The organism is Acrocarpospora pleiomorpha (genome assembly GCF_009687885.1).
Taxonomy (GTDB): Bacteria; Actinomycetota; Actinomycetes; order Streptosporangiales; family Streptosporangiaceae; genus Acrocarpospora; species Acrocarpospora pleiomorpha.
The window spans coordinates 1-26,198 of record NZ_BLAF01000054.1 but is presented as its reverse complement, the minus strand read 5'-3'; the positions used below and the strand labels follow the sequence as shown (position 1 = coordinate 26,198).

At 68.2% G+C, this 26,198-nt stretch carries 25 protein-coding genes and 1 pseudogene; 14 read left to right on the top strand and 12 right to left on the bottom strand.

Features of this window, described 5'->3' with window-relative positions:
* Nucleotide 1: 1 nt before the first annotated feature.
* From Aple_RS37125 to Aple_RS37105, 5 genes are all read left to right on the top strand, one after another.
* Nucleotides 2-502 carry a TrmH family RNA methyltransferase gene (locus tag Aple_RS37125; RefSeq protein WP_246265016.1) on the top strand — a complete coding sequence of 167 codons (501 nt, stop codon included), beginning with the start codon at nt 2-4 and terminating at the stop codon, nt 500-502.
* 19 nt (nt 503-521) lie between these two features.
* Entirely contained in the window at nt 522-1,154 is a 633-nt protein-coding gene (locus Aple_RS37120; protein WP_155349435.1) for an AAA family ATPase, read from the top strand.
* Between the two features lie 71 nt (nt 1,155-1,225).
* On the top strand, nt 1,226-1,582 hold the full coding sequence (locus tag Aple_RS37115; protein WP_155349434.1) for a hypothetical protein: 357 nt from the start codon (nt 1,226-1,228) through the stop codon (nt 1,580-1,582).
* On the top strand, nt 1,579-2,448 hold the full coding sequence (locus tag Aple_RS37110) for a hypothetical protein (protein ID WP_155349433.1): 870 nt from the start codon (nt 1,579-1,581) through the stop codon (nt 2,446-2,448). Before Aple_RS37115 ends, Aple_RS37110 begins: the two co-directional genes overlap by 4 nt.
* A gap of 14 nt (nt 2,449-2,462) precedes the next feature.
* The gene (locus Aple_RS37105; RefSeq protein ID WP_170321857.1) at nt 2,463-4,466 is read left to right on the top strand and encodes a WD40 repeat domain-containing protein; all 2,004 of its coding nucleotides are present in this window, start codon (nt 2,463-2,465) and stop codon (nt 4,464-4,466) included.
* Here the strand turns inward: Aple_RS37105 and Aple_RS37100 are convergent.
* The 6 genes from Aple_RS37100 to Aple_RS37075 form a co-directional block, all read right to left on the bottom strand.
* A complete protein-coding gene (locus Aple_RS37100) occupies nt 4,445-5,353 on the bottom strand; it encodes a glycosyltransferase (protein WP_155349431.1) in 909 nt (302 codons plus the stop codon). The two genes, Aple_RS37105 and Aple_RS37100, sit on opposite strands and share 22 nt — an antisense overlap.
* Complete coding sequence (locus Aple_RS37095) at nt 5,350-6,306, bottom strand: UDP-glucuronic acid decarboxylase family protein (protein ID WP_155349430.1); 957 nt, start codon at nt 6,304-6,306, stop codon at nt 5,350-5,352. The genes Aple_RS37100 and Aple_RS37095 overlap by 4 nt, the downstream gene beginning before the upstream one ends.
* Nucleotides 6,307-6,356: 50 nt before the next feature.
* Nucleotides 6,357-7,259: a glycosyltransferase gene (locus tag Aple_RS37090; protein WP_155349429.1), complete on the bottom strand. Its 903-nt coding sequence runs from the start codon at nt 7,257-7,259 to the stop codon at nt 6,357-6,359.
* 7 nt (nt 7,260-7,266) lie between these two features.
* Nucleotides 7,267-8,415, bottom strand: a complete 1,149-nt coding sequence (locus Aple_RS37085; protein WP_155349428.1) for an acyl-CoA dehydrogenase family protein — start codon at nt 8,413-8,415, stop codon at nt 7,267-7,269.
* A 108-nt stretch (nt 8,416-8,523) separates the two neighbouring features.
* Nucleotides 8,524-9,273, bottom strand: a complete 750-nt coding sequence (locus tag Aple_RS37080) for an SDR family NAD(P)-dependent oxidoreductase (protein WP_155349427.1) — start codon at nt 9,271-9,273, stop codon at nt 8,524-8,526.
* A 4-nt stretch (nt 9,274-9,277) separates the two neighbouring features.
* Nucleotides 9,278-10,273 (bottom strand): AraC-like ligand-binding domain-containing protein, encoded by a 996-nt coding sequence (locus tag Aple_RS37075; RefSeq protein ID WP_155349426.1) that lies wholly within the window; start codon nt 10,271-10,273, stop codon nt 9,278-9,280.
* 135 nt (nt 10,274-10,408) lie between these two features.
* On the opposite strand from Aple_RS37075, the gene Aple_RS37070 reads away from it, so the two are divergent.
* The 9 genes from Aple_RS37070 to Aple_RS37030 all read left to right on the top strand — a co-directional run bounded on the left by Aple_RS37070 (nt 10,409) and on the right by Aple_RS37030 (nt 22,423).
* Nucleotides 10,409-11,641 (top strand): ABC transporter substrate-binding protein, encoded by a 1,233-nt coding sequence (locus Aple_RS37070; RefSeq protein WP_170321856.1) that lies wholly within the window; start codon nt 10,409-10,411, stop codon nt 11,639-11,641.
* On the top strand, nt 11,638-12,477 hold the full coding sequence (locus tag Aple_RS37065; RefSeq protein ID WP_155349424.1) for a branched-chain amino acid ABC transporter permease: 840 nt from the start codon (nt 11,638-11,640) through the stop codon (nt 12,475-12,477). The genes Aple_RS37070 and Aple_RS37065 overlap by 4 nt, the downstream gene beginning before the upstream one ends.
* On the top strand, nt 12,474-13,400 hold the full coding sequence (locus Aple_RS37060) for a branched-chain amino acid ABC transporter permease (RefSeq protein WP_155349423.1): 927 nt from the start codon (nt 12,474-12,476) through the stop codon (nt 13,398-13,400). The genes Aple_RS37065 and Aple_RS37060 overlap by 4 nt, the downstream gene beginning before the upstream one ends.
* A complete protein-coding gene (locus tag Aple_RS37055) occupies nt 13,401-14,678 on the top strand; it encodes an ABC transporter substrate-binding protein (RefSeq protein ID WP_155349422.1) in 1,278 nt (425 codons plus the stop codon).
* Nucleotides 14,675-15,451, top strand: a complete 777-nt coding sequence (locus tag Aple_RS37050; RefSeq protein ID WP_155349421.1) for an ABC transporter ATP-binding protein — start codon at nt 14,675-14,677, stop codon at nt 15,449-15,451. Before Aple_RS37055 ends, Aple_RS37050 begins: the two co-directional genes overlap by 4 nt.
* On the top strand, nt 15,432-16,151 hold the full coding sequence (locus tag Aple_RS37045; RefSeq protein WP_246265015.1) for an ABC transporter ATP-binding protein: 720 nt from the start codon (nt 15,432-15,434) through the stop codon (nt 16,149-16,151). The genes Aple_RS37050 and Aple_RS37045 overlap by 20 nt, the downstream gene beginning before the upstream one ends.
* A 484-nt stretch (nt 16,152-16,635) precedes the next feature.
* Nucleotides 16,636-18,528: an ABC transporter permease gene (locus tag Aple_RS37040; protein WP_155349420.1), complete on the top strand. Its 1,893-nt coding sequence runs from the start codon at nt 16,636-16,638 to the stop codon at nt 18,526-18,528.
* 93 nt (nt 18,529-18,621) lie between these two features.
* Complete coding sequence (locus tag Aple_RS37035) at nt 18,622-21,159, top strand: PEP/pyruvate-binding domain-containing protein (RefSeq protein ID WP_155349419.1); 2,538 nt, start codon at nt 18,622-18,624, stop codon at nt 21,157-21,159.
* A gap of 199 nt (nt 21,160-21,358) precedes the next feature.
* The gene (locus tag Aple_RS37030; RefSeq protein WP_155349418.1) at nt 21,359-22,423 is read left to right on the top strand and encodes a cobalamin-independent methionine synthase II family protein; all 1,065 of its coding nucleotides are present in this window, start codon (nt 21,359-21,361) and stop codon (nt 22,421-22,423) included.
* Here Aple_RS37030 and Aple_RS37025 read toward each other — a convergent pair.
* The 6 genes and pseudogenes from Aple_RS37025 to Aple_RS52410 all read right to left on the bottom strand — a co-directional run bounded on the left by Aple_RS37025 (nt 22,413) and on the right by Aple_RS52410 (nt 26,019).
* Nucleotides 22,413-22,868: an NUDIX domain-containing protein gene (locus tag Aple_RS37025; protein WP_155349417.1), complete on the bottom strand. Its 456-nt coding sequence runs from the start codon at nt 22,866-22,868 to the stop codon at nt 22,413-22,415. The genes Aple_RS37030 and Aple_RS37025 overlap by 11 nt on opposite strands.
* A gap of 624 nt (nt 22,869-23,492) precedes the next feature.
* A complete protein-coding gene (locus tag Aple_RS37020) occupies nt 23,493-24,104 on the bottom strand; it encodes a DUF6879 family protein (RefSeq protein WP_155349416.1) in 612 nt (203 codons plus the stop codon).
* 478 nt (nt 24,105-24,582) lie between these two features.
* Nucleotides 24,583-24,771, bottom strand: coding sequence for a hypothetical protein (locus Aple_RS37015; protein ID WP_155349415.1), 189 nt, complete (start codon nt 24,769-24,771; stop codon nt 24,583-24,585).
* Entirely contained in the window at nt 24,771-25,451 is a 681-nt protein-coding gene (locus Aple_RS37010) for a MerR family transcriptional regulator (protein WP_246265020.1), read from the bottom strand. The genes Aple_RS37015 and Aple_RS37010 overlap by 1 nt, the downstream gene beginning before the upstream one ends.
* Nucleotides 25,452-25,557: 106 nt before the next feature.
* Nucleotides 25,558-25,623 (bottom strand): annotated as a pseudogene (locus Aple_RS55015) (hypothetical protein); the annotation flags it as partial.
* Nucleotides 25,624-25,746: 123 nt separating this feature from the next.
* Nucleotides 25,747-26,019 (bottom strand): hypothetical protein, encoded by a 273-nt coding sequence (locus Aple_RS52410; protein ID WP_170321854.1) that lies wholly within the window; start codon nt 26,017-26,019, stop codon nt 25,747-25,749.
* Nucleotides 26,020-26,198: the final 179 nt, after the last annotated feature.

The window sequence follows — 26,198 nt, the reverse complement described above, 5'->3', positions numbered from 1 at the left end:
CGTGCGAACGCGCAAGGATCTGCGCCGCCAGCGCCGCAGACGTCCGCCACAGTGCCTCAATCATTTGTACGCGGCCCCGCTGTGGCCACTGCACAGCGCCAACCTGGGCACCCTGCTCCGCACCTGCGACGCGGCCGGCGCGTGCCTGGCCGTGCCGCGCTTGCCGTGGGTCCCCGAAGCGCTGGCACGGGGCAACACGCTCCGGCAACCCGCGTGCGTGCACTGGGTACGCGATCCCGTCACCTGGCTGACCGAACAACGCGCATCGGGAGCCCACATCCTCGGCGTCGAACTGGCCGACAACGCCATCCACCTGGCCGACCTGCCCATGGCCCGCCGGCCGACCATCGCCGTCCTGGGCCACGAAAGCGACGGCATCCCCCCAGAAGCCCTCGACCTCCTCGACACCGTCGTGGAAATCCCCATGATCGGCACAGGAGCCAGCCTCAACGTCGCCGTCGCCGGTTCCCTCGTACTCTACAAACTCGCCGGTTTCGTATAGGCACTCGTAGGGTTTGGGCATGCTTTTGTGGATTAATGGGCCCTTTGGTGGAGGGAAGACGCAGACCGCGTACGAGATTCGGCGGAGGTTGCCGGGGAGTGTTGTCTGTGATCCTGAACATGTTGGGTTTGGGCTGCGGCGGATGATGCCGCCGCGGTTGCGGGGGGATTTTCAGGATCTTCGGGCTTGGCGGCAGGGCGTGTACGAGGTGCTGGATCTGGCGCTCGCGGAGCATGGTGGGACGGTCATCGTGCCGATGACGGTCGTGGAGCCGGACTATTTTCGGGAGACCGTGGGGCGGCTTCGGGAGCGTGGTCATGATGTGCGGCATTTCGCGCTGCTGGCCGGTCGGGAAACGGTGTTGCGACGGCTGCGTGAGCGTGGTTTCGGACATGCTGTGGGGTTCATCGCGGGGAAGGACGCGCCCCTGCGCCGGGAGAGTTTCGCCGTAGCGAAGCTCGACCTCTGCCTGGAGCGGCTGCGCGAGACGGAGTTCGCCGAACACGTGTGGACTGATCGCCTTACGATCCCGCAGGTCGCCGACCATATCGCCGACTCCGCCGGACTGACCCTCACCCCCAATACGGACCACGCGGTTCGGGGGTATCTGCGCCGGGCCTGGATAGGCGTCAACCACATACGTTTCGACTGATCCGGGTCGCCTTGATGGAGGTGTGAGGATGCGGTCATCATGGGCACTCGACACCGGCGCGGAGGAGCGGAATGATCTCTCAGCGGATCGCCCGGATCTGTGAGTTGCATGGGGATGACCTGGCTGGTTTCCTTGCGGGCACGGACGCCGCGGTGTTGCTCGACCGGGTGGTCGGGGTGGTTCGGGCGGGTGGATCGCCCGGTGAGGGTGATCTGGACGCTCTGGACGACGCGCTGGCGGCTCTCGGCGTTGACGCGGGGACGGGCGGGACCCGGGGGTTCGAGCCGGTGCCGGGGCTGGGTGGCGGGCATCCGGTGATCGAGTTCTGGGCCTGTCCGACGGGGGCCTGTGATCGGCGGGTCTGGCGGGCGGGGGAAGTCTGCACGCTCCTTGACCGGCCGATGCGCGTGCTGCGGCTGACCACGTGACCGGGTTCTTCGCCGAACTGGGGAAGAAGGTCGCGGAACGGTGGCTGTCGCTGCTTCTGCTGCCGGGGTTCCTGCTGGTGGCGGCGTGGGTGGCCGGGGTCAGGCTCGGGCACGGGAACGCCTTGGGTGCGCTCGATCTGGCGGCTTGGCTGACGGGGACGGCGACGGCGGCGCAGTTGGCGGTGGCGGCGAGCGGGGTGCTGGCCGTGTCCGCAGGGTGGGGGTTGGCGGCGGCCGCCTGCGGGGTCGCGATCATGCGGTTGTGGACGGCCCGGGGGGCGCGGGCGCCGCTGGTGTGGCTGACGCGGCGCAGGGAACGGCGCTGGAAGCACGCCCAAGCCGAGGTCATGAGCGCCATTGAGGAGGAAAGGCTCGCCGGTCTCGCGGATCTCGTCAACGCCAGGAATGCCATCTGCCTGGTCCCCTCGGCCCGGCCGATGTGGATCGGGGACCGGTTGCGTGCGGTCGATCAGCGGGTGCTGCGCTCCTACGATCTGGATCTCGCGGGGGTCTGGCCCCGGTTGTGGCTGGTGCTGCCCGGAGAGGCGCGAACCGAGATCGGGATGGCTTACGAGAGTCTGGCCGCCGCCGCCCGGTTGATGGCGTGGGGGCTGCTCTACCTCCCCGTGGCCGTGTTCTGGTGGCCCGCCGCGATTGTCGCGCTGGTCACCTGCGTGACGGCGTGGGTACGAGCGAGGGGAGCCGCTGAGACATTCGGCTCGCTGCTGGAATCCGCCATCGATTTGTACGCCCTAGACCTGGCCGCACACCTCAAACTAGACGCGGAAGGCCCGTTGAGCCGGGAGACCGGACTGGCGGTCACCCGGCTGGTCAGAAAGGATTTCATCGAGCTGACGGATCCCTGATGGGGGCTCGACGAATGAACGGACTGCGCGTGGCGGTGCTGGCGGTGCTGCTGCTGGCGACCGGTTCCGGCGCCGTGGTGGCCGCCCGGGAGGTGCTGACCGCGCGCGACCGGGTCGAGTCCGTACGGCTGGCCGCGCAGAGCGAGAACGTCGCCGCGATCGACCCGGCGATGTCCCGGCTGCTGGCGGTGGCCGCCTGGCGGTCCGCGCCGACCCCGGAGGCCCACCGGGGCCTGCTGGCCGCACTCACCCGCCCGCTGACCGCGGTACTGCGAGGGCATCGCAACAGCGTGTACGCGGTGGCGTACAACCGGGACGGAACCCTGCTGGCCAGCGGCGGCGCGGACGGCACGCTGTGGATCTGGGACGCGCGCTCCTCCCAGGCGACGGGTCAGCCGATCAGGGGACACCGGGGCGCGATCACGCAGGTGACGTTCGCCGCGAACGACCGGGTGATCACCGCGAGCCGGGATCGCACGATCCGGATCTGGAACGGGGAGAAGCAGGTCGGCAAGCCGATCCGCGGCACGATCGTCGCACCGGACCCCCGCGGGCGTGTCCTCGCGGTGGGCGACCAGAACGGCGTGCCCCGCCTGATCAACATGACCACCCGCCGCCAGCTCGGCCGCGCGTTCCCCCGCCACCCGAGCGGCCTCCGCGACCTGACCTTCGACGGCAGAATCATGACCACATACGACAACGCGGGCGTCCTGCGCATATGGAACGCCCGCACGCATCGCCTGATCGGCCGGGTCGCGGGCGGACCAGGCCCTGTCACGATAAATCAGGGCAAAATGGCGTTCACGCTGCAGGGAACGCTGAGACGGCTGGACCTCGGGACCCGGCAACAGACCCACCGGCCGATCAAGGGCGACTTCGTGGCCCTCGCGTCGAGGGGAAACCTGCTCGCCACCGCCCAGCGAAACGGCGCGGTGCACGTCCTGGAAGCGGGCGTCCCCCTGGCCGAACCCTTCCGCGCCGGAACCGTGCGAGACCTGGCGATCAGCCCGGACGGCCAGTGGCTGGCCACTGCCAGCGACGACGAGGTCATCCGCGTCTGGGACCTCTCCCTGACCCGCAAACTAAGCGGCGAACCGATAACCACCACCCCACGACCATCGGCAGCCACGGCAAGCATCCCCCCGGGAAACATCGCCTCAGGAGCCGTCAATCCGGAGATCCCCACCCCCGAAAGCAGCAGCGCCAGCACCAGCACGCCAAGCCCCGACGGCACCACCATCGCCGTCGGCGACACCGCCGGCCGCACCCAGCTTTTCGACATGAATACCGGAAAACCAGCAGGCTCCCCCATGGCCTGCCGCCCGGGAGCCGTCAACGCGGTCGCCTTCAGCCCCGACGGCCAGGGCCTGGCCACCGCGACCGCCAACAGCATCTGCCTCTGGGACGCCCGCACCCAGCGCCAGCTCCACGAACGCCTCACCGGCCACATCGGCCAGGTGAACACCCTCACCTACTCCCCCGACGGCCGCCATCTCGTCTCCGGCGGCGACGACCACACGATCCGCTGGTGGGACGTGACCACCGGCACCCCGATCGACCTGACCCTCGCCCAGGCGAGCGGCATCTCCGCCCTCGCCTTCGACCCCGGCGACCCCACCCACCTGGCCACCGGCACCGAGAACGGCACCGTACGCCTCTGGAACATCACCGACAAACGCCCGATAGGCCCGCCCTTCGTCGGCCACACGACCCCCGTGACCTCGATCGCGTTCAGCCGCGACACCCTCGCCACCGCCGCCGGAAATATCCGCCTATGGGACCTGACCACCCACAAACAACTCGGCTCCCCCCTCGGCCGCGCCCTGCGTACGGTCACCTTCAGCCCCGACGGACGCGAACTGACCGGCGGCGGCCCGGCCGGGACCAGGCGGTTGTGGAACCCCGCCCTGACCCCCGACCCGGCCGCCGAACTCTGCGCCCTGGCCAGGCGCTTCCCGCCACCCCTCGACCTCCAGTCCTACCTGCCGGACCGGAACTACCCCGAGATCTGCCCCTGAGCCGCCACGTAGTCGTTGCACTGCGGCAGCCCCAGCTCCCGGATGATGTCGTTGAGCTCGAAGAAGTTGAGCTCCCCGATCCGGGGCAGCAGATCGATGATCGGCGTTCCGTACTTGCGCGCCATGTACCTGTAGTTCTCCGCCGCCTGATCGTTGTTGCCGTCGAAGCTCTTCGGATGCGGCACGTGGATCGCGGTCGCCGCGCGGTTGAGGACGAAGCGGGCGCCGTCGCGGTGCAGGCGGTAGCCGAGGTCGAGGTCCTCGCCGCCCCAGCGGCGGAACTCCTCGTCGAACATGCCGACCGCGTGGAGTTGCGCGGTCCTGGCGGAGACGTTGCAGGTCCAGTAGTTCAGCCAGGGCGCGGGCAGGTCGGCGAAGTCGTCGCCGTACCTGGCGTAGAAGATCTCGCGGACGTCCAGCCACTGGCCGGTGCGCTCGAGCTTGGCGATGGTGGCGTCGGGGTTGGCGAAGTCGATCGCCTTGAGGATGAGGATCGCGTCCTCGTTGTCGAGGTTGAAGCAGTAGACGTAGCCGCAGACGGCGAGCGGGACGTCGGAGCTCGCGTGGCTGGCGAGGTGGGCGTCCAGGAAGGTGGTGCTGGCCAGCACGCCGGCGTCCATCAGCACGGTGATGTCCGCCGACGCCTGGGAGAGGCCGAGGTTGCGGGCCTGAGCGGCCCGGTGGCCGAGATCTTCCTGGAAGAAGTAGCGGAGGTTGAGCCGGTCGCGGAAGGAGTCCACCATGGCCTTGGTGCCATCGCTCGATCCGTCGTCCCCGATCAGCACTTCGAACTGATCCGAAGGCAGGGTCTGCCGGGTGAGCGAGTTGAGGGTGTGGCGGAGCAGTTCCTCGCGGTTGTACGTCGGAATGACCACGCTGCATTTCATCGAAAACTCCCCAGGTCGGTACGGAACCAGTTGATCGTTCGGGCGAGGCCCTCCGGGATGCCGACGGCCGGAGACCAGCCGAGCAGCCGGTGGGCCAGCCTCGTGTCCGGGCGGCGTTTCTCCGGGTCGTCCTGGCCGAGCGGCGCGTACACGAACCGGAGCGGGTTGCCGGTCTGATCGGCGATCAGCCCGGCGATGTCCAGGACGGCCATCTCGTCGGTGCTGCCCAGGTTCACCGGGCCGCGATGCGGCGAGCGCATGAGCGACAGCAGCGCGTCCACCATGTCGTCGACGTAGCAGAGGGAGCGGGTCTGCTTCCCGGTGCCGTTGATCGAGAACGGCCGCCCGGCGAGCGCCTGCGCGATGAAGCTGGGCACCACCCGGCCGTCGTCCAGCCGCATCCGGGGGCCGAACGTGTTGAAGATCCGCGCGATGGCGACGTCGGTGCCGTACGCGCGGTGGTAGGCCACCGTTAGGGCCTCCGCGTACCGTTTGGCCTCGTCGTAGACCGATCGCGGGCCGACCGTGTTGACGTTGCCCAGATACGACTCCGGCTGCGGGTGTTCGAGCGGATCGCCGTACACCTCGGAGGTGGAGGCGAGCAGGAAGCGCGCGTTCTTGGCGCGGGCCAGGGCGAGCACGTGGTCGGTGCCGGCGGATCCGACGCGCAGCGTCTCCAGCGGCAGGCGCTGGTAGTCCACCGGCGAGGCCGGGGAGGCCAGGTGGAAGATCTCGTGGATCGGGCCGGGGATCTCCAGCGGCTCGACCACGTCGGCCGTGATCAGCTGGAAGCCGGGCGCGGCTCGCAGGTGGGCGATGTTCGCCTCGCGGCCGGTGGAGAAGTTGTCGGCGCAGACGACCTGGCAGCCGTCGCGCAGCAGCCGGTCGCAAAGGGTCGATCCGATGAAACCGGCGCCGCCCGTGACGAGCACGCGGGTCGGGTCCAAGCGCATATGACGGAGTCCTCTCGTGAAAACCCGTCGGCGCTCGGGTAAGTGCGGTGTTACCTTGCGTTCGCGGCCAGATATTCCGCGCACGCGGGCATGCCGCGCAGCGTGATGATGTCGTTCAGGTTGAAGAAGTTCACGTCGGGGATGGACAGCAGCAGCCGGGTGATGGGCGTGCGGTATCTGTCCGCCATCCGCCGGTAGTTGGCGTCGGCCTCGGCGTTGTTCTCGGACTCGCTCTTCGGGTGCGGGCTGTGGATCGCGACCGCGTCCCGGTTGAGCACGAAGTGGGCGCCGTCGCGGTGCAGCCGGTAGCCGAGGTCGATGTCCTCGCCGCCCCACGCGACGAAGTCCTCGTCGAAGCCGCCGACCGCGCGCAGCTGGTCGGTCCTGGCCGAGACGTTGCAGGTCCAGTAGTTCATCCACGGCGCGGGCAGGTAGCCGTAGTCGTCGCCGTATTTGGTGTAGAAGTCCTCGCGCATGTCCAGCCACTGCCGGTTCGCGCGCAGCATCGCGATGGTGGCGTCGGGGTTGGCGAAGTCGATGGTGCGGCTCATCAGGTCGGCGTCCTCGCCGCCGAAGTTGTAGCAGAACACGTAGCCGGTGACCGCGACCGGCGCCGCGGCGTCGTCATGGCTGGACAGATGGGCGCGCAGGCAGTCGGAACCCGCCAGCACGCCGCAGTCGAACAGCACGCAGATGTCGGCCTTGGCCTGGAAAATGCCGACGTTGCGGGTCTTGGCGGCCCGGTAGCCTTCGCGTTCCCTGAAGGTGTAGCTCAGGTTCAGCCGGTCGTCGAAGGAGCGCGCCACGCCGGCGGTGCCGTCGTCCGAGCCGTCGTCGACGACGATGACCTCGAACTCCTCGCGGGGAAGCGTCTGCAGGGTCAGGGCATAGAGCGTGTGCCGCAGGAGTTCGGCCCGGTTGTACGTCGGGATGACGACGCTGCATTTGAGCATGGGTGCCTCATAGGTAATAGGTGTTCGGGTCGAGCCCGCAGAGGACCCGGCCGTAGAGTTCCAGGTTGGTGTTGGGATGCATGAGGGCGTGCAGGTTGATCGCGCGCACGTCCCGCTCGATCTGCTGGATCGGCACGGTGTCGTAGATCGACGAGCCGCCGCTGGCCGTGTTCAGGATGTCCACGGCCTCCTTCACCAGCTGGCAGACCGCGCCCATGTCGGCGCGGGCGCGCGCCCGCTCCCTCGTGGTCCAGGTCGTATTGGTGTCCACCTGGGTGGCCAGCCGGTCGGCGTGGAACTGGGCTTCGTCGACCTTCATCTCGGCGGTGGCGACCTGCAGGTGGGTGATCGGGGCTTCGCGCTGGCTGGTGTAGCCCGTGTAGGTGATGCCGCGCTGGGGCAAACGGTTCATGAACGCGCCCATCGCCGCCCTGGCCAGGCCGAGCAGCGTGCCGACCGAGGACGCCGAGGCGGTGGGAAGCAGGGGTGCGCGGTAGATGGGCGTGTCCGCGTTCAGGCGTGAGGCGTACTGCTCGTGCAGGATCGCGCCGAGCGGGAGCACCCGGGCGGCCGGAACGTGCACATCGGTGGCGATCGTGCTCACGCTGCCCGAGCCCTTGAGACCGGTCGTGTACCAGTCGTCCATGATCTCCAGATCGGACATCGGGACCAGCGCCATGATCGGCCCGGTGCTCTCGGTGGCGGCGGCGATCACCTGCCACTGGCTGTGCAGGGCGCCGCTCATGAACGCCCACTGGCCGGTCACCGTGTAACCGGAGCCCTTGGGTATGGCCACCGCCGTCGGGCTCAGCGTCGCGCAGATCCGCACGTCCGGGGTCGAGAACACCTCGTCCTGGACCTCGTCCGGGAACAGGCAGGTCAGCCAGGTCGCGATCGACCACACGGCGGCGGTCCAGGCGGTCGAGCCGTCCCCCTGCCCGAGCACGCTGAGCACCTCGGTGAGGGTACGGCTGTCGCAGGCGTACCCGCCGTACCGCTCCGGGACTCGGAGTTTGAAGACGCCCGCGTCGCCCATCGCCTCGATGGACAGCGGGTGCAGGCGGCGGTGCCCCTCCGACCAGTACGCGTTTCCGCGCAACAATGGCACGATTTTTCCGGCACGCTCCGCTAATTCGGGTTTCTGTAGCGTTTCCATGGCCCTCCTCGTTTCGAACGGTAGATCCCGTCGCCGAGGAGTCGCATCTTCTGAATTGCCGGGTGTTTCGAAATCATTCGATAACGGGAATTAGTGCAAACGCCCGATTTAAATGCTCATGCCGCCGTCCACCTGGACCGGGCTGCCGGTCATGAACGAGCTGTCGTCGCTGGCCAGGAAGAGCACCACCCGGGCCACCTCGTCCGGGTCGGCGTGCCGCGCCAGCGGGATGTGCGCGTCGAACAGCCGGGCGGCCTCCTCGGGAGGCGCGCCGGTGACGGCCGTCTCGATCGTGCGCTGGAAGTCGTTGGCGACCGGTCCCGGGTGCACGGTGTTGACCCGGATCCCGCGGGGCGCGACCTCCTTGGCGAGCGTGCGCATCAGCCCGACCAGGGCGTGCTTGGCCGTCGCGTACGCGCTGACCCCCGCGTCCGAGGTCAGCCCGACCACGCTGGAGGTGATGATCACGCTCCCGCCGTCCGACATCACGGGCAGCGCGTGCTTGCAGACCAGGAACGAGCCCCGGACGTGCACGGCCAGCACCCGGTCGAACACCTCGTCCGGGTAGTCGACCACCGGCGCGACCACCCCGGCGATCCCGGCGTTGCTGAAGACCACGTCCAGCCTGCCGTACCGGCCGATGACGGCGGCGACGGCGGCGCGGACCTGCTCCGCGTCGGAGACGTCGGTCACCCGGGCGGCGCAGCCGAGCTCGGCGGCCCCGGCGGCCAGGCCGGGCTCGTCCACGCCCGCGAGCATGACCTGGGCGCCTTCGGCCGCGAAAAGCCGGGCCGTGGCCATGCCCAGGCTGCCCTCACCGCCGGTGATCAGCGCGACCTTGCCGTCGAGACGTCCCATGCGTTCATGGTCGGGGCAGCGGCGAAGCCTCGTCTTGCCCGCGAGCGCACAGCGCTTGACCGTGACGGTACTCCCGGGGCGACAGGCCGAAGGCGGCCTTGAAGATGCGGCTGAAGTGCGAGGCGTCGGTGTAGCCCCACTTGACCGCGATCGCGCTGACCGGGCGGAAGCTCTGCAGCGGGTCGCGCAGGTCGCGCCCGCACCGGTCCAGGCGGCGCTCCCGGATCCAGGCGAGCACGGTGGTGCCCTCGGCCCGGAACAGCTTGTGCAGGTAGCGCGTGGAGATGTGGTGCGCGACCGCGATCTCGGCGGGGCCGAGGCCGGGATCGCCGAGGCGGGCCTCGATGTAGGAGGTGATGCGCAGGAACAGCGCGTTTCGGGTGCTGCCGGGGTCGGCGGTGAGGTCCAGCCGCCCGGCCAGCGTGGTGGCGACCAGGTCGATGACGTTTCCGGCCAGCCTGGCTCCGCCGTGCGTCTCCACCTCCTCCAGCAGGGTGCCGATCTGGAGCAGGAACGGGCCGACGAGCGCGCCGAGGCCGGAGTCGCCGGAGATCGGCGTGGCGGTGATCTGGGCGATCCGGTCCTGCGGCAGGCCCAGCATGGTGCGCGGGAAGATCAGCACGAGCAGCCGGGAGGGGTCCTCGAAAGTCAGCGTGTATGGCCGGTCGGTGTCGTACACCGCGAATTCGCCCGGGTTGAGCACGGCCTGGCGGCCGTCCTGGCCGAGCAGCCCGCGGCCGTTGACGACCAGGCCGATCTTGTAGCACTCGGCGGGCGCGGCCGTGGTCAGCTTGGCGGTGCGGTGGGCGGCGTGCGCGCCGGTGTCGACGTCGTAGACGCCGAGCGCGCCCAGGGTGGCCCCGCGCAGCCGCCCGTCGAATCCGGCGTCCTCCCGCGGAAAGGACGCTTCGAGCGGGACGAACGCGTGGGAGACCACATGGCGCCAGTAGTCGCGGCGCTCGCCGCTCAACACGTTCTCGGTGTCGGCCAGGTACGGCATGCAGACAGCCTGCGAGCCCATGCACTGGCAGTCAAGGGATGTTCCCTGACGTACAAGACCCGGACGAGCTGAGCTTTGACAATGGCGGCACAGGTACTGGGGGCCGAACCGCCTGTCCCGAGCGGAGGCGCCACATTGTCGACCTATCACCCGACCCGCAGGATGTTCCTTGGCGCGCTCGGCATTGCCTCGATCGCGGGCTGCTCGGCCGGGCTCAGGGGGAGCTCCGGCGGCGGCCAGACCCTGAAGATCGGCTACGTCAGCCCGCGGACCGGGCCGCTGGCAGTGTTCGGCGAGTCCGACGACTACGTGCTCGGCAAGGTCAGGGCCGCCCTGGCGAAGGGGCTGTCGATCGGCGGGCGGACCTATCCGGTGGAGATCGTCGCCAAGGACACCCAGTCCAGCGCGGCCCGGGCGGCCGAGGTGGCGGGCGAGTTGATCCAGCAGGACAAGGTGGACATCGTGCTGGCCACCTCGACGCCGGACACCACCAACCCGGTGTCGGACCAGTGCGAGGCGGCGAAGGTGCCGTGTGTCGCCACGATCTGCCCGTGGGAGATCTGGGCGGACGGGCGGCCCGCGCCGGCCTACTCCTACCTGCACTTCATCGGCACCCAGCAGGAGGTGGAGGTCTTCGCCGGGCTCTGGGCGCGGGCGGACACCAACCGGGTGGTCGGCGGGCTGTGGCCGAACGACACCGACGGCGAGCTGTACCGGCGTTTCGTCACGGCCAAGCCCGGGTGGAAGGTGGTGGATTCGGGCGCGTACGAGGACGGCACCCAGGACTACACCTCGATCCTTTCCACGTTCGCCAGCGATGACGTGGAGATTCTGCAGGCCGCGCCGATCCCGCCGGACTGGGTGACGTTCTGGCGGCAGGCCGCGCAGAACAGGTTCCGGCCGAAGATCGTGTCGGTGGCGAAGGCGATGCTGTTCCCGAGCGTCGCGGAGACCCTCGGGGAGCTGGCGGAGGGCCTGGTCGCGCCGGTGTGGTGGTCGTCGGCGTTTCCGTACCGGTCGTCGCTGGACGGGAGCACCGCCAGGGAGTTCGCCGACGGCTACGGGCGGCAGTGGACGCCGCCGATGGGGTTCAACCACGCGCTGTTCGAGATCGCGGTCGCCGCGTTCAAGGCGGCCGCCGATCCGAAGGACCACGCGGCCGTCGCGGCCGCGATCGGCGCCCTGAAGGGGGAGGCGATCAGCGGGCGGTACGACTTCACCTCCGGGCCCAGCAAGAACGTGTCGCTGGCGCCGGACCTGCTCGGGCAGTGGCGCAGGACCACTTCAGGCAAGTACGACCTGGTCATCGTGGACAACACGCTCGACCCCACGATTCCCGTGCAGGGCGAGTTCACCCCGCTCCGATGATCGCGGCGCTGGTTCAGGGGGTTCTGGTCGGCGGCACGTACGCGCTGGTGGCGTGCGGGCTTTCGCTGGCGTTCGGGGTGATGCGGCTGGTCAACATCGCGCATGGCGATCTGGCGGTGTGCGGGGCGTATCTGGCGCTGGTGGCGGCGACCGGGCTGGGGGTGCCGGTGCTGGTCGCCGTGCCGCTGATCCTGCCGCTGGCGTTCGGGGCGGGGGTGGTGCTGCAGCTGGCGTTGTTCGAGCGGGCGCTGCGGGGTGGGGTGCTGGCGCCGGTGCTGGTGACGTTCGGGCTGTCGGTGATGATTCAGAACCTGCTGGTGACGGGGGCTTCGGCTAATCCGCGGTCGCTGGATGGCGGGGAGTTCGCGCTGGCCGGGTTCGAGGTGGGCGGGGTGGCCTTGTCGTGGCTGCGGGTGGCGGGGTTCGCGGTGGCCGTGGTGGTGCTGGGGTCGTTGCATCTGGTGCTGGCGCGGACGGGGTTCGGGCGGCGGGTGCGGGCGACTGCGGACGATCTTGAGGCGGCGCGGCTGGCAGGGGTCCGGGTGCGGCCGGTGTTCGCGTGCGTGGCGGGAGTTTCGGTGGCGACGGCGGCGCTGGCCGGGGTGTTTCAGGGGTTGATGTCGACGTTCGATCCGTACGCGGGCGGGTTGATCCTGATTTTCGCGTTCGAGGCGGTGGTGATCGGCGGGCTCGGGTCGTTGTGGGGGACGCTCGGCGGGGGGATCGTGCTCGGGGTCACGCAGCAGCTGGTCGCCCTGTGGGATGTGCGGTTCGCGGTGCTCGCGGTGCATGTGCTGTTCTTCGTGGTGCTGGTGGTCCGGCCGGTGCGGACATGAAGTACGTATCCGGATTTATCGTGATCGCGTTGGCTTCGGTGCCGTACACGCTGGGGCCGGGCGTGGAGCAGCCGCTGGTGACGCTGTTCTCGCTGGTGGCGATGGCGACCTGGTGGAATCTGCTGGCGGGGTTCACGGGGCTGACGTCGTTCGGGCAGCAGGCGTATCTCGGGGTCGGGGCTTATGGGCTGTATGTCCTGGCCTCGATGGGGATTGATCCGTTCGCCGCCATTCCGCTGGCGGCGGTGCTGGCGGGGGTTGTGGCGCTGCCGGTGTCGTTTCCGGCGCTCCGGCTCTCGGGGGGACATTTCGCCGTCGCGACCTGGGTGCTGGCCGAGATCTTCCGCCTCTCGGTGACGCTCTCCCCCGCCATCGGCGGCAACACGGGCGTCTCACTGCCCGGTTTATCCGGATATTTGCCGCTATTGCGGCAGGCGGTCGTGTACTGGTGCGCGCTCGGTATCGCGGTCGGCTCGGTGCTGGCGGTGTGGCTGCTCGCCCGTAGCCGGTACGGCCTGGCCGCCCGCGCGGTGAGCGGCGACCCGGTCGCGGCGGCGAGCTCGGGGATTCGGGTGGCCAGGATCCGGCGGTGGGCCTACTGCGTGGCCGCCGCGGGCACCGGCGCGGTCGGCGCGCTGCTGTTCACCCACACGCTCTACGTGCAGCCGGGATCGATCTTCGGCGTGCAGTACAGCGTGCTGATGATGTTCATGGTCCTGATCGGCGGCCTCGGCACGATCGAAGGCCCGGTGGCCGGGGCGCTGATCTTCTTCGGCCTGCAGCAGGCCCTGGCCGCCCACGGCCCCTGGTATCTGGTCCTGCTCGGCGCGGTCGCCGTCGCCGTCACGCTCTTCGCCCCGCGCGGCCTCTGGGGCCACCTGGGACGCCCCCTGTTCCCCATCGCCCACCTCCAGGAGAGATAGATGGAACGCCGAACGTTACTGAAGGGCCTTGGGCTGTCGGCCCTGGCCGCCACCGGCTGCAGCACGTCGATCAAAGGCTCCGGCGCGACCGGCACCGACACGATCGTGATCGGGTTCGTCAGCCCGCAGACCGGGCCGCTGGCCGGATTCGCCTCCGGCGACGCGTTCGTCGTGGACACGATCCGCAAGACCCAGGCGTTCGCGGGCGGCATCACCTCCGGAGGCAGGAAGTACACGGTCGAGATCGTGGTCAAGGACACCCAGTCCGACCCGAACCGGGCCTCCCAGGTCGCCCGCGAGCTGATCCTGCAGAACCACGCCGACATGATCGTCACCAGCTCGACGCCGGAGACGACCAACCCGGTGGCGACCGTCTGCGAGGCCCAGGGGGTGCCGTGCGTGTCGGCGGTGGTGCCGTGGCAGGCGTGGTACTTCGCCCGGCAGGCCGATCCGGCCAATCCGAAACCGTTCACGTACACGACGATGTTCTTCTTCGGGGTCGAGCAGTTCGGCGGGTGCTTCGTCCCGATGTGGGAGCGCGTGCCGACCAGCAAGGCCGTCGCCGGGATGTTCCCCAACGACGCGGACGGCAACGCGTTCCGGGGGGCGTGGCCGGACATCATCAAGGATGCCGGATACACCTGGGTGGACGGCGGTTCGTACACCAACGGCACCACCGACTACAGCTCGATGATCTCGAAGTTCAGGGAAGAGGACTGCGAGATATTCATCAACGCGCCGATTCCGCCTGACTTCAACACGATGTGGAAGCAGGCCGCGCAGCAGGGCTTCAAGCCCAAACTGGCCACGGTCGCCAAAGTGCTGCTGTTCCCGGCGGACACGGTCGCTTTGGGTAATCTGGTGAAAAACATCGCGACGGACTCGTGGTGGGGTCCGTACATGCCGTACACGTCCTCGCTGGACGGGAGCACGGCGAAGGCGCTCGCCGACGCCTACCAGGCGGCGAGCGGGAAGCAGTGGCTGCAGACGCTCGGCTCGACCTACTCGCTGTTCGAGGTGGCCCATCAGGCGTTCACGGCCGTGGACGCGCCACACGACCGTAAGGCCGTCGCCGCCTTGTTGCAGAAGATGAGTTATGCCGGGATTTCCGGGCCGCTCGACTGGACCAAAGGTCCCGTGCCGGGGGTGGCCATCCAGCAGCCGGTCGGGGTGCAGTGGAAGAAGGGCACGAACTTTCCGTACGAGATGGTGGTCGTCGACAACAGCCTCAACCCCGCCGTCCCGGTCGGCGCCGACCTCACCCCGACGAACCCGTGAACGGGCTCGAACTCGACCGGATCACCAAACGGTTCGGCCGGGTGACGGTGGCCGACGAGCTCACTCTCTCGGTACGGCACGGCGACGCCGTCGGCGTGGTCGGGCCCAATGGCGCGGGCAAGACCAGCCTGTTCGGGATGATCTCCGGGGATCTGCGGCCGGACGCCGGAGAGGTGCGCTTCGACGGGCATCGGGTGACGCTGCTCGATCCGTCGGTCCGGTGCCGGTTGGGCATTGGCCGTACCTATCAGGTGCCCCGGCCGTTCCTCAGGATGAGCGTCTTCGAGAACACGCTGGTCGCCGCGCAGCAGGGGGCCAGGGCGCGGGGGCGGGCCAGTTACGCGCTGGCCGCGCGGGTGCTCGGCGAAACCGGCCTCGCCGACCTGGCCGGGCGGCCCGCCGCGCAGCTCGGGCTGCTCCAGCGCAAACGGCTCGAGCTGGCGCGCGCGCTGGCCACCCGGCCGAAGCTGCTGCTGCTCGACGAGGTCGCGGGCGGGCTCACCGATCCGGAGGTGACCGAGCTGGTCGCCCTGATCACCGCCGCCCGCGAGCGGGACGGGCTGGCCGTCCTCTGGATCGAGCATGTCGTCCGCGCCCTGACCGCGACGGTCGACCGGCTGATCTGCCTGGCCGGAGGCCGCGTCATCGGCGACGGCCGGCCGCTGGAGGTGCTCGCCTCCGCGGCGGTGAAGGACGTGTTCCTGGGGACCGAGGCCACCGCCGACGCCCTCACCGAAGCGGGATTGGGACCTGATGACGATCAACGTGCTTGAGGTCAGGAACCTGTGCGCCGACCACGGGCAGCTGCGGGCGGTGCACGACTTCAGCCTGAGCCTGGTGCCCGGCGAGGTGCACGCCATCATCGGCGCGAACGGGGCGGGGAAGTCGACGCTGCTGCGGGCCATCGCGGGGTTGCATCCTCCCGCGTCCGGGGCGGTGCTGCTGGACGGCGAGGACATCACGCGGGAGCCGCCGGAGCAGCGGGTGACGCGCGGCGTGTGCCTGGTCCCGGAAGGGCGCCGACTGTTCTCCTCCCTGTCGGTGGAGGAGAACCTGCTGGTCGGGCGGCATCGCGCGGCGACCGGGCCGTGGAATCTGGGGAAGATCTACGAGCTGTTCCCGTGGATGCGGGAGCGTCGCCGCCAGCCTGCCACGCAGTTGTCGGGAGGCGAGCAGCAGGCGGTCGCGATCGGGCGGGCGTTGATCGCCAATCCGCGCGTACTGCTGCTGGACGAGTTGTCCCTCGGGCTGGCGCCGAAGATCGTGCGGCAGATGTACGAGCTGATGCCGCGCCTGCTCGAAACCGGGATGGCGGTCCTGTTGGTCGAACAAGACGTCAGCCAGGCGATCCGCGTCGCTTCCCGCTTGCAATGCCTCCTGGAGGGCCGGACCACACTCGACGGCCGCCCCCGCGACTTCACCCCGGCACAGATCGAAGCGGCCTATTTCGGGCTACGAGAGGAACTCCCGTGAGCTCGTCGCGTGTCCCCCCAGATGCTCGGCCTTTCGCGTTCTTTCGTCGCCCGGTTGCTCGACGAAGGCGAGATCCCCGCACAGCATCTCCCGATAGCCGTCACCGCCTTGTCCGGCTGGCCGATGTCCTGGCCTGCCAGGCTCGCCGCGAGCGTCGCGTCTGCCGATGGTCCGCCCCGACAAATCCATGCCACGCGGAATCCCGCTGCTCCTGTCGATGCACGTGCGGCGAGAGAGTCGTTCCCGAGCCGAAGAGCTACGACGGGGACGCACGTGAACTCCCCCACCACAACCATCCGTCTCGCGATCTCTTCCACGTGGCGCGAAATACCGATGTCCCTGTCGGTGCCAATGCGGCTTGGGGGTGTTTCCGAGCCGAAGCGCCGAGCTGGGCGGGCGGTTGCCCGGCCTCGTCAAGGAGCTGCGCCGCGCCCGTGCCGAGCAGGTGCGCGCCCACTTTTGCCGGGGTGCGAGAGGAATGTCGATGAACTGGGTTAACGCGCTTATTCAAGGGGTTTTGCTGGGTGGGCTCTACGCGCTGTTCGCGTGTGGGCTTTCGCTCATGTTCGGGGTTATGCGGGTGATCAATTTAGCGCACGGCGATTTGGCGGTCGTGGCTGCATATATCGTGATTGCGCTTGGGCCTGCGCCTTGGTCTTTTGTTATCGTGATTCCACTGTTTGGGGTGTTGGGGTATTTGCTCCAGCGGTCGCTTATTCAGGCGAGCATCGATCGAGGGCCCTTGACCACGTTACTGGTGACGTTTGGGCTTTCTGTGGTTATTGCGAACTTGCTGCTTGAGGTGTTCACAGCGGATAGTCACTCGTTTGATATGGGAGCGTTTTCGTCGGGGTCTGTGGAGATCGTGGACGGGCTGTCGGTGGGATATCTGTCGATCGCGATTTTCGCGGTGGCGGTGGGTGTGCTGGTTGGGTTGCAGCTATTCATGAGCAGGTCGGGGACCGGGCGGCTGATTCGGGCGGTTGCCGATGATCCGGAGGCGGCGCGGTTGTCGGGGGTTGGGCATCGGCATGTGTTCGGGATCGCGGCGGCGATCGCGTTCGCGACGGTTGCGCTGGCGGGGTTGGCGTTTGGAATGTACTCGTCGTTCGCGCCCTCGTCGGGGACTTCCCGGTTGTTGTTCGCATTCGAGGCTGTTGTCATCGGCGGGCTCGGGTCGTTGTGGGGGACTTTGCTCGGCGGCGTGGTGCTCGGGCTTTCTCAGGCCATCGGGGCGCAGATCAATCTGAGTTATGCCGTTATTGCTGGACATTTGGTCTTTCTTGCGGTTCTGGCCCTGCGTCCGCAGGGTCTCACTGGCGCTGGCGCGGCTCGTGCGTGGTTTTCCCCTCTGCGGCGGGCGCGCCAGCTTCTCGACGTACGGCGGGCGGTGTCGGCTTTGCCGCGTCCTCTTTCTTCCGGGGAAGGCCTCCGGGAGCGAGCGGCTCGGCCGTCTGTCACGGCTGTGACGGTTGTCGTCGTGGGTGTGGCGGGGTTGGCCTGCCTGCCGTACGTCGTGTATTCGGGGACTACGGACACGTTGGTGAATCTGTTCATCTTGCTGACGATGGCGAGTGCGTGGAATCTGCTGGCCGGGTATGGCGGGTTGGTTTCGGTCGGGCAGCAGGCGTTTGTGGGGTTGGGGGCCTATTTTGTGCTGATGCTGGCGCAGCGGGGGGTCGATCCGTTCGCGGCGATTCCGTTGGCGGTGATCGGGTGCGGGGCGGCGGCGCTGGTGTTCTCGTGGGTGGTGTTCCGGCTGCGTGGGGGATATTTCGCCATTGCCACCTGGGTAGTGGCGGATGTGTGCCAGTTGGTCATCAGTCGGTTTCCGGCGCTTGGCGGAGGAACTGGGGCGAGTGTCCCCGGGCTTGGGGAGATCGATCCGGCTTTGCTGGGGGCGATGACGTACTGGGCCGCGCTGGCGGTCGTGGTGGTCACGGTCGGGGGGATCTTTCTGGCGGCGCGGACGCGGCTGGGGCTCGCGCTGACAGCGATCCGGGATGACGAGACGGGGGCTCGGAGTCTGGGCGTGGGAGTGGCCCGGACGCAGCGGATCGTTTACGTGCTGGCCGCGTTCGGATGCGGGGCGGCGGGGGCGTTGCTGGCGGTGAGCCAGCTCAACGTGGAACCGACGTCGGCTTTCGCGGTCCAGTGGACGGCTCAGATGATCTTCGTGACGGTGATCGGCGGGCTCGGGTCAGTGGAAGGGCCGATCGTCGGGACAGCGCTCTACTTCGTGCTCCAGCAAACGCTGGCCGGGTACGGCGCCTGGTATCTGATCATCCTGGGCCTGCTCGCAACGGGGGTCGCCATCTGGGCGCCGCGCGGATTGTGGGGGTTGGTCGCGGACCGACGGGCCGCTTCGCTCACCTGACAACCCTTTCTGCTCACCCCCCGTCAGGGTAAATTCATCAGTTGTTGATTTATTCTTGGCTCAGTCGTAATGTGACCGCAAGGAGGCGGTCACATGTCGTACATCCTGAAATTTCGGGATATTGGGGTGGAGGATCTCAGGCTGGTCGGGGGGAAGGCGCTCAACCTGGGGATTCTCACCGCGGCTGGGCTGCCGATTCCGCCGGGCGTGGTGGTGACCACCGAGGCGTACGACCAGGTGGTGGGCTCGCTCGACCTGGGCTCCCCCGAGCTGGCGGCCGACCCGGCGGGGGCCAGGGCGCTGGTGATGGGCGCGGCGATTCCGGACGACATCGCGAAAGCCGTGCGGCAGTTCGGGGACGTGCCGGTCGCGGTGCGGTCGTCGGCCACGGCGGAGGACCTGCCGTACGCGAGTTTCGCCGGGCAGCAGGACACCTACCTCAACGTGATCGGCGGCGACGCCGTGCTCGACGCGGTGCACCGCTGTTGGGCGTCATTGTGGACGGACCGGGCGGTGGCGTACAGGGCGGCGAACGGGATCGACCACGGGGTGGTCCGGCTGGCGGTCGTCATCCAGGAGATGGTGCAGTCCGAGGTGGCGGGCGTCATGTTCACCGCCAACCCGGTGACCGGCCGCCGCCGCGAGGCGGTCATCGACGCCAGTCCGGGCCTCGGCGAAGCCGTCGTGTCGGGGGCGGTCAATCCCGACCATTTCGTCGTACGGGATGGGCGGATCCTGGAGCGGCGGCTGGGTGACAAGCGCATGGCCGTACGATCCCTGGCCGGAGGCGGGGTCGAGCGTGTCGCGGCCGAGCACGACGCGGCGTGCCTCACCGACGCGCAGGTGCTAGCGCTGGCCGAGCTCGGGAACAGGGTCGAGGACCATTACGGCTCGCCGCAGGACACCGAGTGGGCGATCGACACCGACGGCACGCTATGGCTGACCCAGGCCCGGCCGATCACCACGCTCTACCCGATTCCGCAGGGCCCGCCGGGATTGCGGGCGTTTTTCTGCTTCAGCCTGGCGCAAGGCCTGACCCGCCCGATCACTCCGATGGGCATCTCAGCGCTCCGCATGTTGTCGGCGTCGATCTCCGCGACCGTGTTCGGCTCCCCCGTCGCCGACCCGCGCGCCGGAGCCCCCGCGTTCCACGAGGCAGGCGGCAGGATCTTCGTCGACCTGACGCCCGTCCTGCGCAGCAGCCTCGGCCGGGCGCTCGTGCCGCGCGTCTTCGACGTGATGGAGGCCCGCTCGGCCACCGTCATGCGCGGCCTGTTCGGCGAACCCGAGTTCGGCGTCACTCAGCGCTCCAAGCGCCCCGCGATCCGCCGCGGCCTGCGCCTGGCGCGGAAGTTCCGCGTTCTCCCGCATGCCGTCCAGGCCATCGCCAACCCGGAGAAGGCCCGGCGACGCGTGGCACAACTCGGCACCGACCTGAAGGCCCGCCTCCCGCTGCCGCCCGGCGTGACCCCGCTGGACCACGCCGAATGGCTGCTGTCCACCCAGATGATCCCGCTCGTCCCCTCGATCCTGCCCGCCGCCGCACCTGGCTTCATCATGCTCGGTCTGGCCGGCAAACTCCTCGGCGCCAAAGCCAAGCCCGGCGAACTCGCGAGCGTGCTCCGCGGCCTCCCGCACAACGTCACCACCGAGATGGACCTGGAACTCTGGCACCTCGCCGAACGCATCAGAAAACACCCGGAAGCCACCGCACTCCACGACAACCCGACCCGTCGCGACCTTCCCCCGCTGGTACGCGAAGAACTCGACGGCTTCCTGACCCGGTACGGCGATCGCACGGTCGCCGAGATCGACCTCGGCCTGCCCCGCTGGCGCGAGGACCCGTCCCACGTGATCGGCGTCCTCGCCAACCTCCTACGCTTGGAGGATCCGTCCCTGGCCCCCGACGCCCTGTTCGCGAAGGGCGCGGCCGAAGCCGAAACGATAATCGCCGACCTGGCCCGCCGCGCCGGTCGGCTACGCGGCCCCCTTATCCGGTTTGCCCTGGACCGGGCCAGAGCCCTCGCCGGGCTACGCGAACTCCCCAAGTACTACCTGGTGGTGGCGCTGGCGACCGTACGCGATCTGCTGTGGCAGGTCGGCGCGGACCTGGCCGAACGCGGCGCGATCGAGAAGCCCGACGACATCTTCTTCCTCACCCTGCCCGAAGCCCGCGAAGGCGGCGACCTGCGCACCACCGTCACCAAGCGCCGCGACGACTACACCCGCGAACTGCGCCGCCGCCACATCCCCCGCATCCTCCTCTCCGACGGCACCGAACCCGAAGCCGTCGCCCGCACAACCCCCGCCGCCGACGGCGCGCTGACCGGCACCCCGGCCTCCTCCGGCCAGGTCACCGGCACCGCCCGCGTCGTCCTCGACCCGATCGGCGCCCACCTGGAGCCCGGCGAGATCCTCGTCTGCCCCTCCACCGACCCCGGCTGGACCCCCCTCTTCCTCACCGCCGCCGGCCTGGTCATGGAAATGGGCGGCGCCAACTCCCACGGCGCCGTCGTCGCCCGCGAGTACGGCATCCCCGCCGTCGTCGGCGTCCCCCACGCCACCGAATCCCTCAAAACCGGCCAGCGCATCACGGTCGACGGCACCTCAGGAACGGTGACGTTCGCCTAAGTTCTCCAACACCTGACCCTCCACGCGTGAGCTGCCAAGCGTCCGGGGCCACCTGAACCTTCCAGCGCCCAGCCGTCTACACCAGCGGACCACGAACCATCGACCTGGTCGTCACCACGGACGGCCGGCAGACGCCCCTCACCGTGACAGCCTTCACCGGCTGATTGATGACTCCGGGTCGGATATCTACGCTCAACGCATGGGAATCCCCACCGAACCAATCGGTAGTATCCCCCGTCCCCCCGCACTGCTGACCGCGCTCGCCGATCACGCAGCGGGCCGGATCACCGCCGGCGAGCTGGCCGAACACCAGGACAAGGCCGTCGCCGACACGATCGCCCGGCTGACCCAGCTGGGCTGTCCCGTCCTGGTCGACGGTGAACAGTCCAAGCCGAGCTTCGCCACGTACCCCATCAACGGCCTGACCGACCTCAGCCCCGACGGCGCGATCATCCCCTTCGCCGACGGCCACACCCGGCAGCTCCCCCACCTGACCAGCGGCCCCTTCAGTTACCAGACCCACGCGGACACTTACCTCAAAGCCGCCCAGCGCCACACCACCTTGCCCATCAAGCAAGCCGTGATCGCCCCCTCCGCACTGAGCCTGCTGTACCCCGCAGGCGGCATCCCCGGCTATCCGCGTGAATCTTTCATCGCCGATCTGGTCGATGCCGCGGAAGCCGACATCCGCGGCTGCCTGGACGCGGGCGCGCATGTGGTGCAACTCGACTTCACCGAAGGCCGCCTGTCCCTCAAACTCGACCCCAGCGGCGGCGTCCTGGACGCCTTCATCGCCCTGAACAACCAGGTCCTCGAACGCTTCACCACCGAGGAACAAGCCAGAATCGGCGTCCACACCTGCCCCGGCGGCGACCAGGACTCCACCCACAGCCTGGACATCGACTACGCGGGCCTGCTTCCGAAACTGTTCCAGCTACAGGCGGGCAACTTCTACCTCCAACTGGCCAGCGAACCCGACCCCGACCGCGTCCTGGCCATCATCGCGACCCACCTCCCCGCCCGAGCACGCGCCTTCATCGGCGTGACCGACCCGATCAACCCAACCCCCGAAACCCCGGATCAGGTACGCGACCGAGTCCTGGCCGCCGCCCGCCACATCCCCCCAGCCCAATTGGGCACCTGCGACGACTGCGGCTTCTCCCCCTTCGCCGACGACACCTCCACCTCCCGCGACCTCGCCTTCGCCAAGATCACCGCCCGCCTGGAAGGCACCGCCCTCGCCGCCGACGTGCTCACCGGGTGACCAGCTGGAGCAGCTCCCTGTGCCCGTCGGGCATCCCGGCGGGCAACTCGTCCGGCTCGAACAGCCGCGCCTCGAGAACCTCCCGCTCATCCAGCACCATCCCGTCAAGCCCGCCGACCAGAGTGGCCTCGTAGTACACCTCGATCCGCAACTTGAACCCGCTGTTCAACTTGATCAGCCGCCCCACCTCGACGGTCAGCCCCGTCTCCTCCCGCACCTCCCGCGCGATCGTGTCCTCATGCCGCTCTCCCTTCTTCGCATACCCGGCCGGACACCCCCACGCTTTCTCCGCAGGCCACATCCGATGCCGAAGCAACAACACCCGCCCATCCCCGGCCCGCACAACCCCCGTGATCCCACACATGAACTTCGCGTTCACCACCCAAAGAACCCGCCACTGAACCGGCTTCACCAGCCGCCACAGCTTCGCAAGCAACACGTTCACACCCACCTCCGACATCCGACGCCCGGCTTCACTGTGCCAGACAACCGGCATCCCATCAGCGGAAGCGCTCGAAGCCACAGAGACTGTCCTTGAGATCGCAGACGAAATGGCCGAGACCTGTCTCACCGCTGGCGGCGCACTGGCAGTAGGCGCAGGAAAGTCGCCCGGCTGCTCCGAAAAGTCGTCCCGGTGCGGCACTTGCGCACGACACGATCTCGCCTGCGCCGGAGTGGATGTAATGCGATATGGCGCAGAATCCGACCGCCGACTCGCGAAGAGTCACGCCTGAACATTCCGACGACGTAAGACGCGATAGACCAAGATGCTGCCGCCGACCACAACCCCCGCCCAAAGAATCCGACGCACGGCATTCGGGTAAGGTTTCTTGGAGGCTGCGCTATGTTGCGGTGCGTTAAGACGTTGAGTGTGGTGATACTCCTCGTCGAGTATTCGGTGGAAGCGATGCCGTGCTCGGCTGCTGGAAGTCGAGAGACGAAGTTCTCGCGCTCGCGGTGAGATGCCGATCAAGGCTACGACCGGCAAGATGAGCAGTGCGAACGCAGCCGCGATCAGGAGATGGTTCGGTTTGCGTGCCGTGTTTCTTCGGGACATGTCGAGCCGACGTCAAGGCACCGTCGTGGGTGGAGGTAGAGCTGCGATCTCCCGCTGGAAGTATTCAAGGAAGGGCTCGCCTTGGGACCAGAGCCGTGCGATTTCGTTGGAGGCTTCGCGCATCACTTCGGGGTCGGCGATACGGCGAGCGCCGATGGCTTTCCCATCCCTATCGTAGGCGACGTGGTAAAGGGCGTGCTCATCGAGCACTACCTCGGGCAGGGGGTGCAGATGTTCATGTTCGCGAATTCGCTCGGCATGGAGCACACGTATTGGTGTTCCTTCCTCTGCGAGGATTCTGAACCAGGCCATCTCCCACTGAAGATATGGTGACACTGGTTTTTCGACGACGCGCAGCCGCCGTAGTTCACTGCCTTGACGGGTGTATCCCGCGATTTCCGTGCGAGCGGCGGAACGATCGTTTTCGAAGGCCGTCAGGACGCCTTCCCAATCGCCGGAGAGGAACGACTGCCAACTCGGATCGTCGGCCGGCTCCCGGAAGAACTGGGCGCGCTCGAGCTTCCATATCGGTCCGCTGAGTTGTTCTCGCTCCCGGCGACGCATGGCATGGTATGTCGGCCTGTCCAATGTGGTGCCGGGGATCTCATGAAGACGTTCGAGCATCCAGCATGTCCCTCTCGGTTGCGCTGCGCTACCGGCCCTGCCTGCCTTTCGGCTAGCGTCCCAGCCTCCGTAGACGAGAGTGATCGGGCTGGCATCCAGCAGGCACGGGCGTTCGCCGGTGTGGCATTCCGTATCGCTCTGTATTCCAGCAGTGGGCCACCGCCCCCGCGATCGTCTAGGTTTCCGCGAAGGCTCCGACAGAATCATGACACGCCATCAACTTTCGCGTGATATACCCCAGCGCAACCCAACGCGCCCCCCAAAGGACACCCGTCCGCACTCCGGACACGGCTCCCACCCGGAGACCCTTCGCAAGACACTCCATCCGCCCAGGTAACGCATACCATTTACGCGAGCCGTCGCGGCGCTTCCCAGCGCCGCCCTTCATCGAGGCTGGCAGCTCCTGGCAATCATGAACAACCGACCGCCCGGTCGCGGCGCTCCCAGTGCCGCCCTTCATCGAGGCTCAGCTTCATGACTAGCAGCGCGCCATCATCACCATGACCAGCAGGCTGACGCTGCGGACATCTGGAACCTCCACCAGATGCACGGCGGCGGCTATCGGCTTGGGCAGGCACGATCTCGCGAGTGGCGGCGTTCGCTGGCGACTTGTTCCATGCGGGACTATTCCCGTGCCGATGTTCTCCGGCACCAACAGCCCCACCATCAGCGATGCGTGCGCAGACCGGTGATCAGCCAGGTGAAGGCGGGAATGACGGAAGGGCCTGGCGGGCGGCCGGTTATGATGGCCAAGAGTTGCCAGTAGCGCTCCACGCGCGTGTCCGCGAGGGCTCCCAATCGCTGAGCGAGTTCCGCGCGCTCCTCGGCCGACCTTTCGGCACCGACGATCCGATCCACGATGACCTGCCCGGCGCTCGAATCCGGCCGAATCCCCTCGGCCAGCGCTCGCTCAGCGTGTTCCAGCACCCGCCGCCGCAGCTCAAAGCCCTCGTCGAACCACGGTTCCCGCGATTCGCTGAGGACGACCTGCCGTAGCCGCTCGCGGAACTCGTCATCCGCGACCAGTTCCGCCAGTTCCAGCCAGGCGTCGACCTGCTCGGACGTCGGATCGTCTGGGAGCTCCCCGGGCATCTCGCGCATCCACTCGGCGACCACCATGGCGTCGTCGTCGAGTTCGATGCCCGCGAACACGCCACCGACGAACTCATCGATAACCTGCTGCCGCTCCGACGCCGACAATCGCGCAAGTTTGTGCATGATCTGTGCCTCCTCTGCCGTGCCGCCCCGCTTGGCGACCGTGCTCAGTACGGCACGGCGCAGACGTAGCGTCCGGATCTCCGCGTCCAATGCCCGCACATGGGTGGCGGCCACCTCGGCAACCGTCACCCGCCGGGAAAGGATCTCCTGGATGTTCTCGAGTCCGATGCCAAAGCTCGCGCAGCGTGCGTACCAACTCGAACCGGGCGACGGCGGCCGCATCGAACAGCCGATATCCACCCACTGACCGCTGAACATCCGCCACCACACCGCGATCGGCCCAGAACCGGATCGTGTGCACGGACAGCCCAGTACGCCGAGCCAGCTGCCCAATCGTGAAAAGCTCCGCGTCATCGTTCACAGAACCAACCTGCACCCTCGACCTACTCGAGAGTCAAACCAGGTCATTCCGACGCGCGTCGGCTCATGGGCGGAGTAGATCCTCCAGATCGTCGTCGCCGTACTCTACGAAGTCGGTTGTCTCGGCAAGGGCGTCCTGTGCCCGTTGCAGCAGGTCACGGTCACGAAGTGCGTCGATCACTCTGGCGAGTCTGCGGCCGGGTTCGTCCTCGCCGATTTCGCGGAGGACCACCAGGACCCGGGCGAGTGAGGTGGCCGAGACTCGCGCGACACCATTGCCGGGAACCGCGTCGAGCACGCCGTGGCCGATCCAGGAGCGGACGGTTGGCAGCGTCACGTTGAGAAGAGAGGCTGCCGTGGACAGGCGTACCGCGGATGGACGTGGCCCGCGGTCGTGTCGTTGCGCCATACGCCGGATCGCCGCGTGCAGGGCCCGGTCGGCTGTGCGCCGCTGAGCCAGGGACAGCAGGTCGGCAAGATCCTCTACTACGAGCACTTCCTGTTCGTCCTGTACGG

What these genes read in the sequence shown, in the direction of transcription:
- Aple_RS37120 (WP_155349435.1), top strand. Translation starts at nt 522, where the DNA reads ATGCTTTTGTGGATTAATGGGCCCTTTGGTGGAGGGAAGACGCAGACC.
- Aple_RS37115 (WP_155349434.1), top strand. Translation starts at nt 1,226, where the DNA reads ATGATCTCTCAGCGGATCGCCCGGATCTGTGAGTTGCATGGGGATGAC.
- Aple_RS37105 (WP_170321857.1), top strand. Translation starts at nt 2,463, where the DNA reads ATGAACGGACTGCGCGTGGCGGTGCTGGCGGTGCTGCTGCTGGCGACC.
- Aple_RS37100 (WP_155349431.1), bottom strand. Translation starts at nt 5,353, where the DNA reads ATGAAATGCAGCGTGGTCATTCCGACGTACAACCGCGAGGAACTGCTC.
- Aple_RS37095 (WP_155349430.1), bottom strand. Translation starts at nt 6,306, where the DNA reads ATGCGCTTGGACCCGACCCGCGTGCTCGTCACGGGCGGCGCCGGTTTC.
- Aple_RS37090 (WP_155349429.1), bottom strand. Translation starts at nt 7,259, where the DNA reads ATGCTCAAATGCAGCGTCGTCATCCCGACGTACAACCGGGCCGAACTC.
- Aple_RS37085 (WP_155349428.1), bottom strand. Translation starts at nt 8,415, where the DNA reads ATGGAAACGCTACAGAAACCCGAATTAGCGGAGCGTGCCGGAAAAATC.
- Aple_RS37080 (WP_155349427.1), bottom strand. Translation starts at nt 9,273, where the DNA reads ATGGGACGTCTCGACGGCAAGGTCGCGCTGATCACCGGCGGTGAGGGC.
- Aple_RS37075 (WP_155349426.1), bottom strand. Translation starts at nt 10,273, where the DNA reads ATGCCGTACCTGGCCGACACCGAGAACGTGTTGAGCGGCGAGCGCCGC.
- Aple_RS37065 (WP_155349424.1), top strand. Translation starts at nt 11,638, where the DNA reads ATGATCGCGGCGCTGGTTCAGGGGGTTCTGGTCGGCGGCACGTACGCG.
- Aple_RS37060 (WP_155349423.1), top strand. Translation starts at nt 12,474, where the DNA reads ATGAAGTACGTATCCGGATTTATCGTGATCGCGTTGGCTTCGGTGCCG.
- Aple_RS37055 (WP_155349422.1), top strand. Translation starts at nt 13,401, where the DNA reads ATGGAACGCCGAACGTTACTGAAGGGCCTTGGGCTGTCGGCCCTGGCC.
- Aple_RS37045 (WP_246265015.1), top strand. Translation starts at nt 15,432, where the DNA reads ATGACGATCAACGTGCTTGAGGTCAGGAACCTGTGCGCCGACCACGGG.
- Aple_RS37040 (WP_155349420.1), top strand. Translation starts at nt 16,636, where the DNA reads ATGAACTGGGTTAACGCGCTTATTCAAGGGGTTTTGCTGGGTGGGCTC.
- Aple_RS37035 (WP_155349419.1), top strand. Translation starts at nt 18,622, where the DNA reads ATGTCGTACATCCTGAAATTTCGGGATATTGGGGTGGAGGATCTCAGG.
- Aple_RS37030 (WP_155349418.1), top strand. Translation starts at nt 21,359, where the DNA reads ATGGGAATCCCCACCGAACCAATCGGTAGTATCCCCCGTCCCCCCGCA.
- Aple_RS37020 (WP_155349416.1), bottom strand. Translation starts at nt 24,104, where the DNA reads ATGCTCGAACGTCTTCATGAGATCCCCGGCACCACATTGGACAGGCCG.
- Aple_RS37015 (WP_155349415.1), bottom strand. Translation starts at nt 24,771, where the DNA reads ATGGTGGGGCTGTTGGTGCCGGAGAACATCGGCACGGGAATAGTCCCG.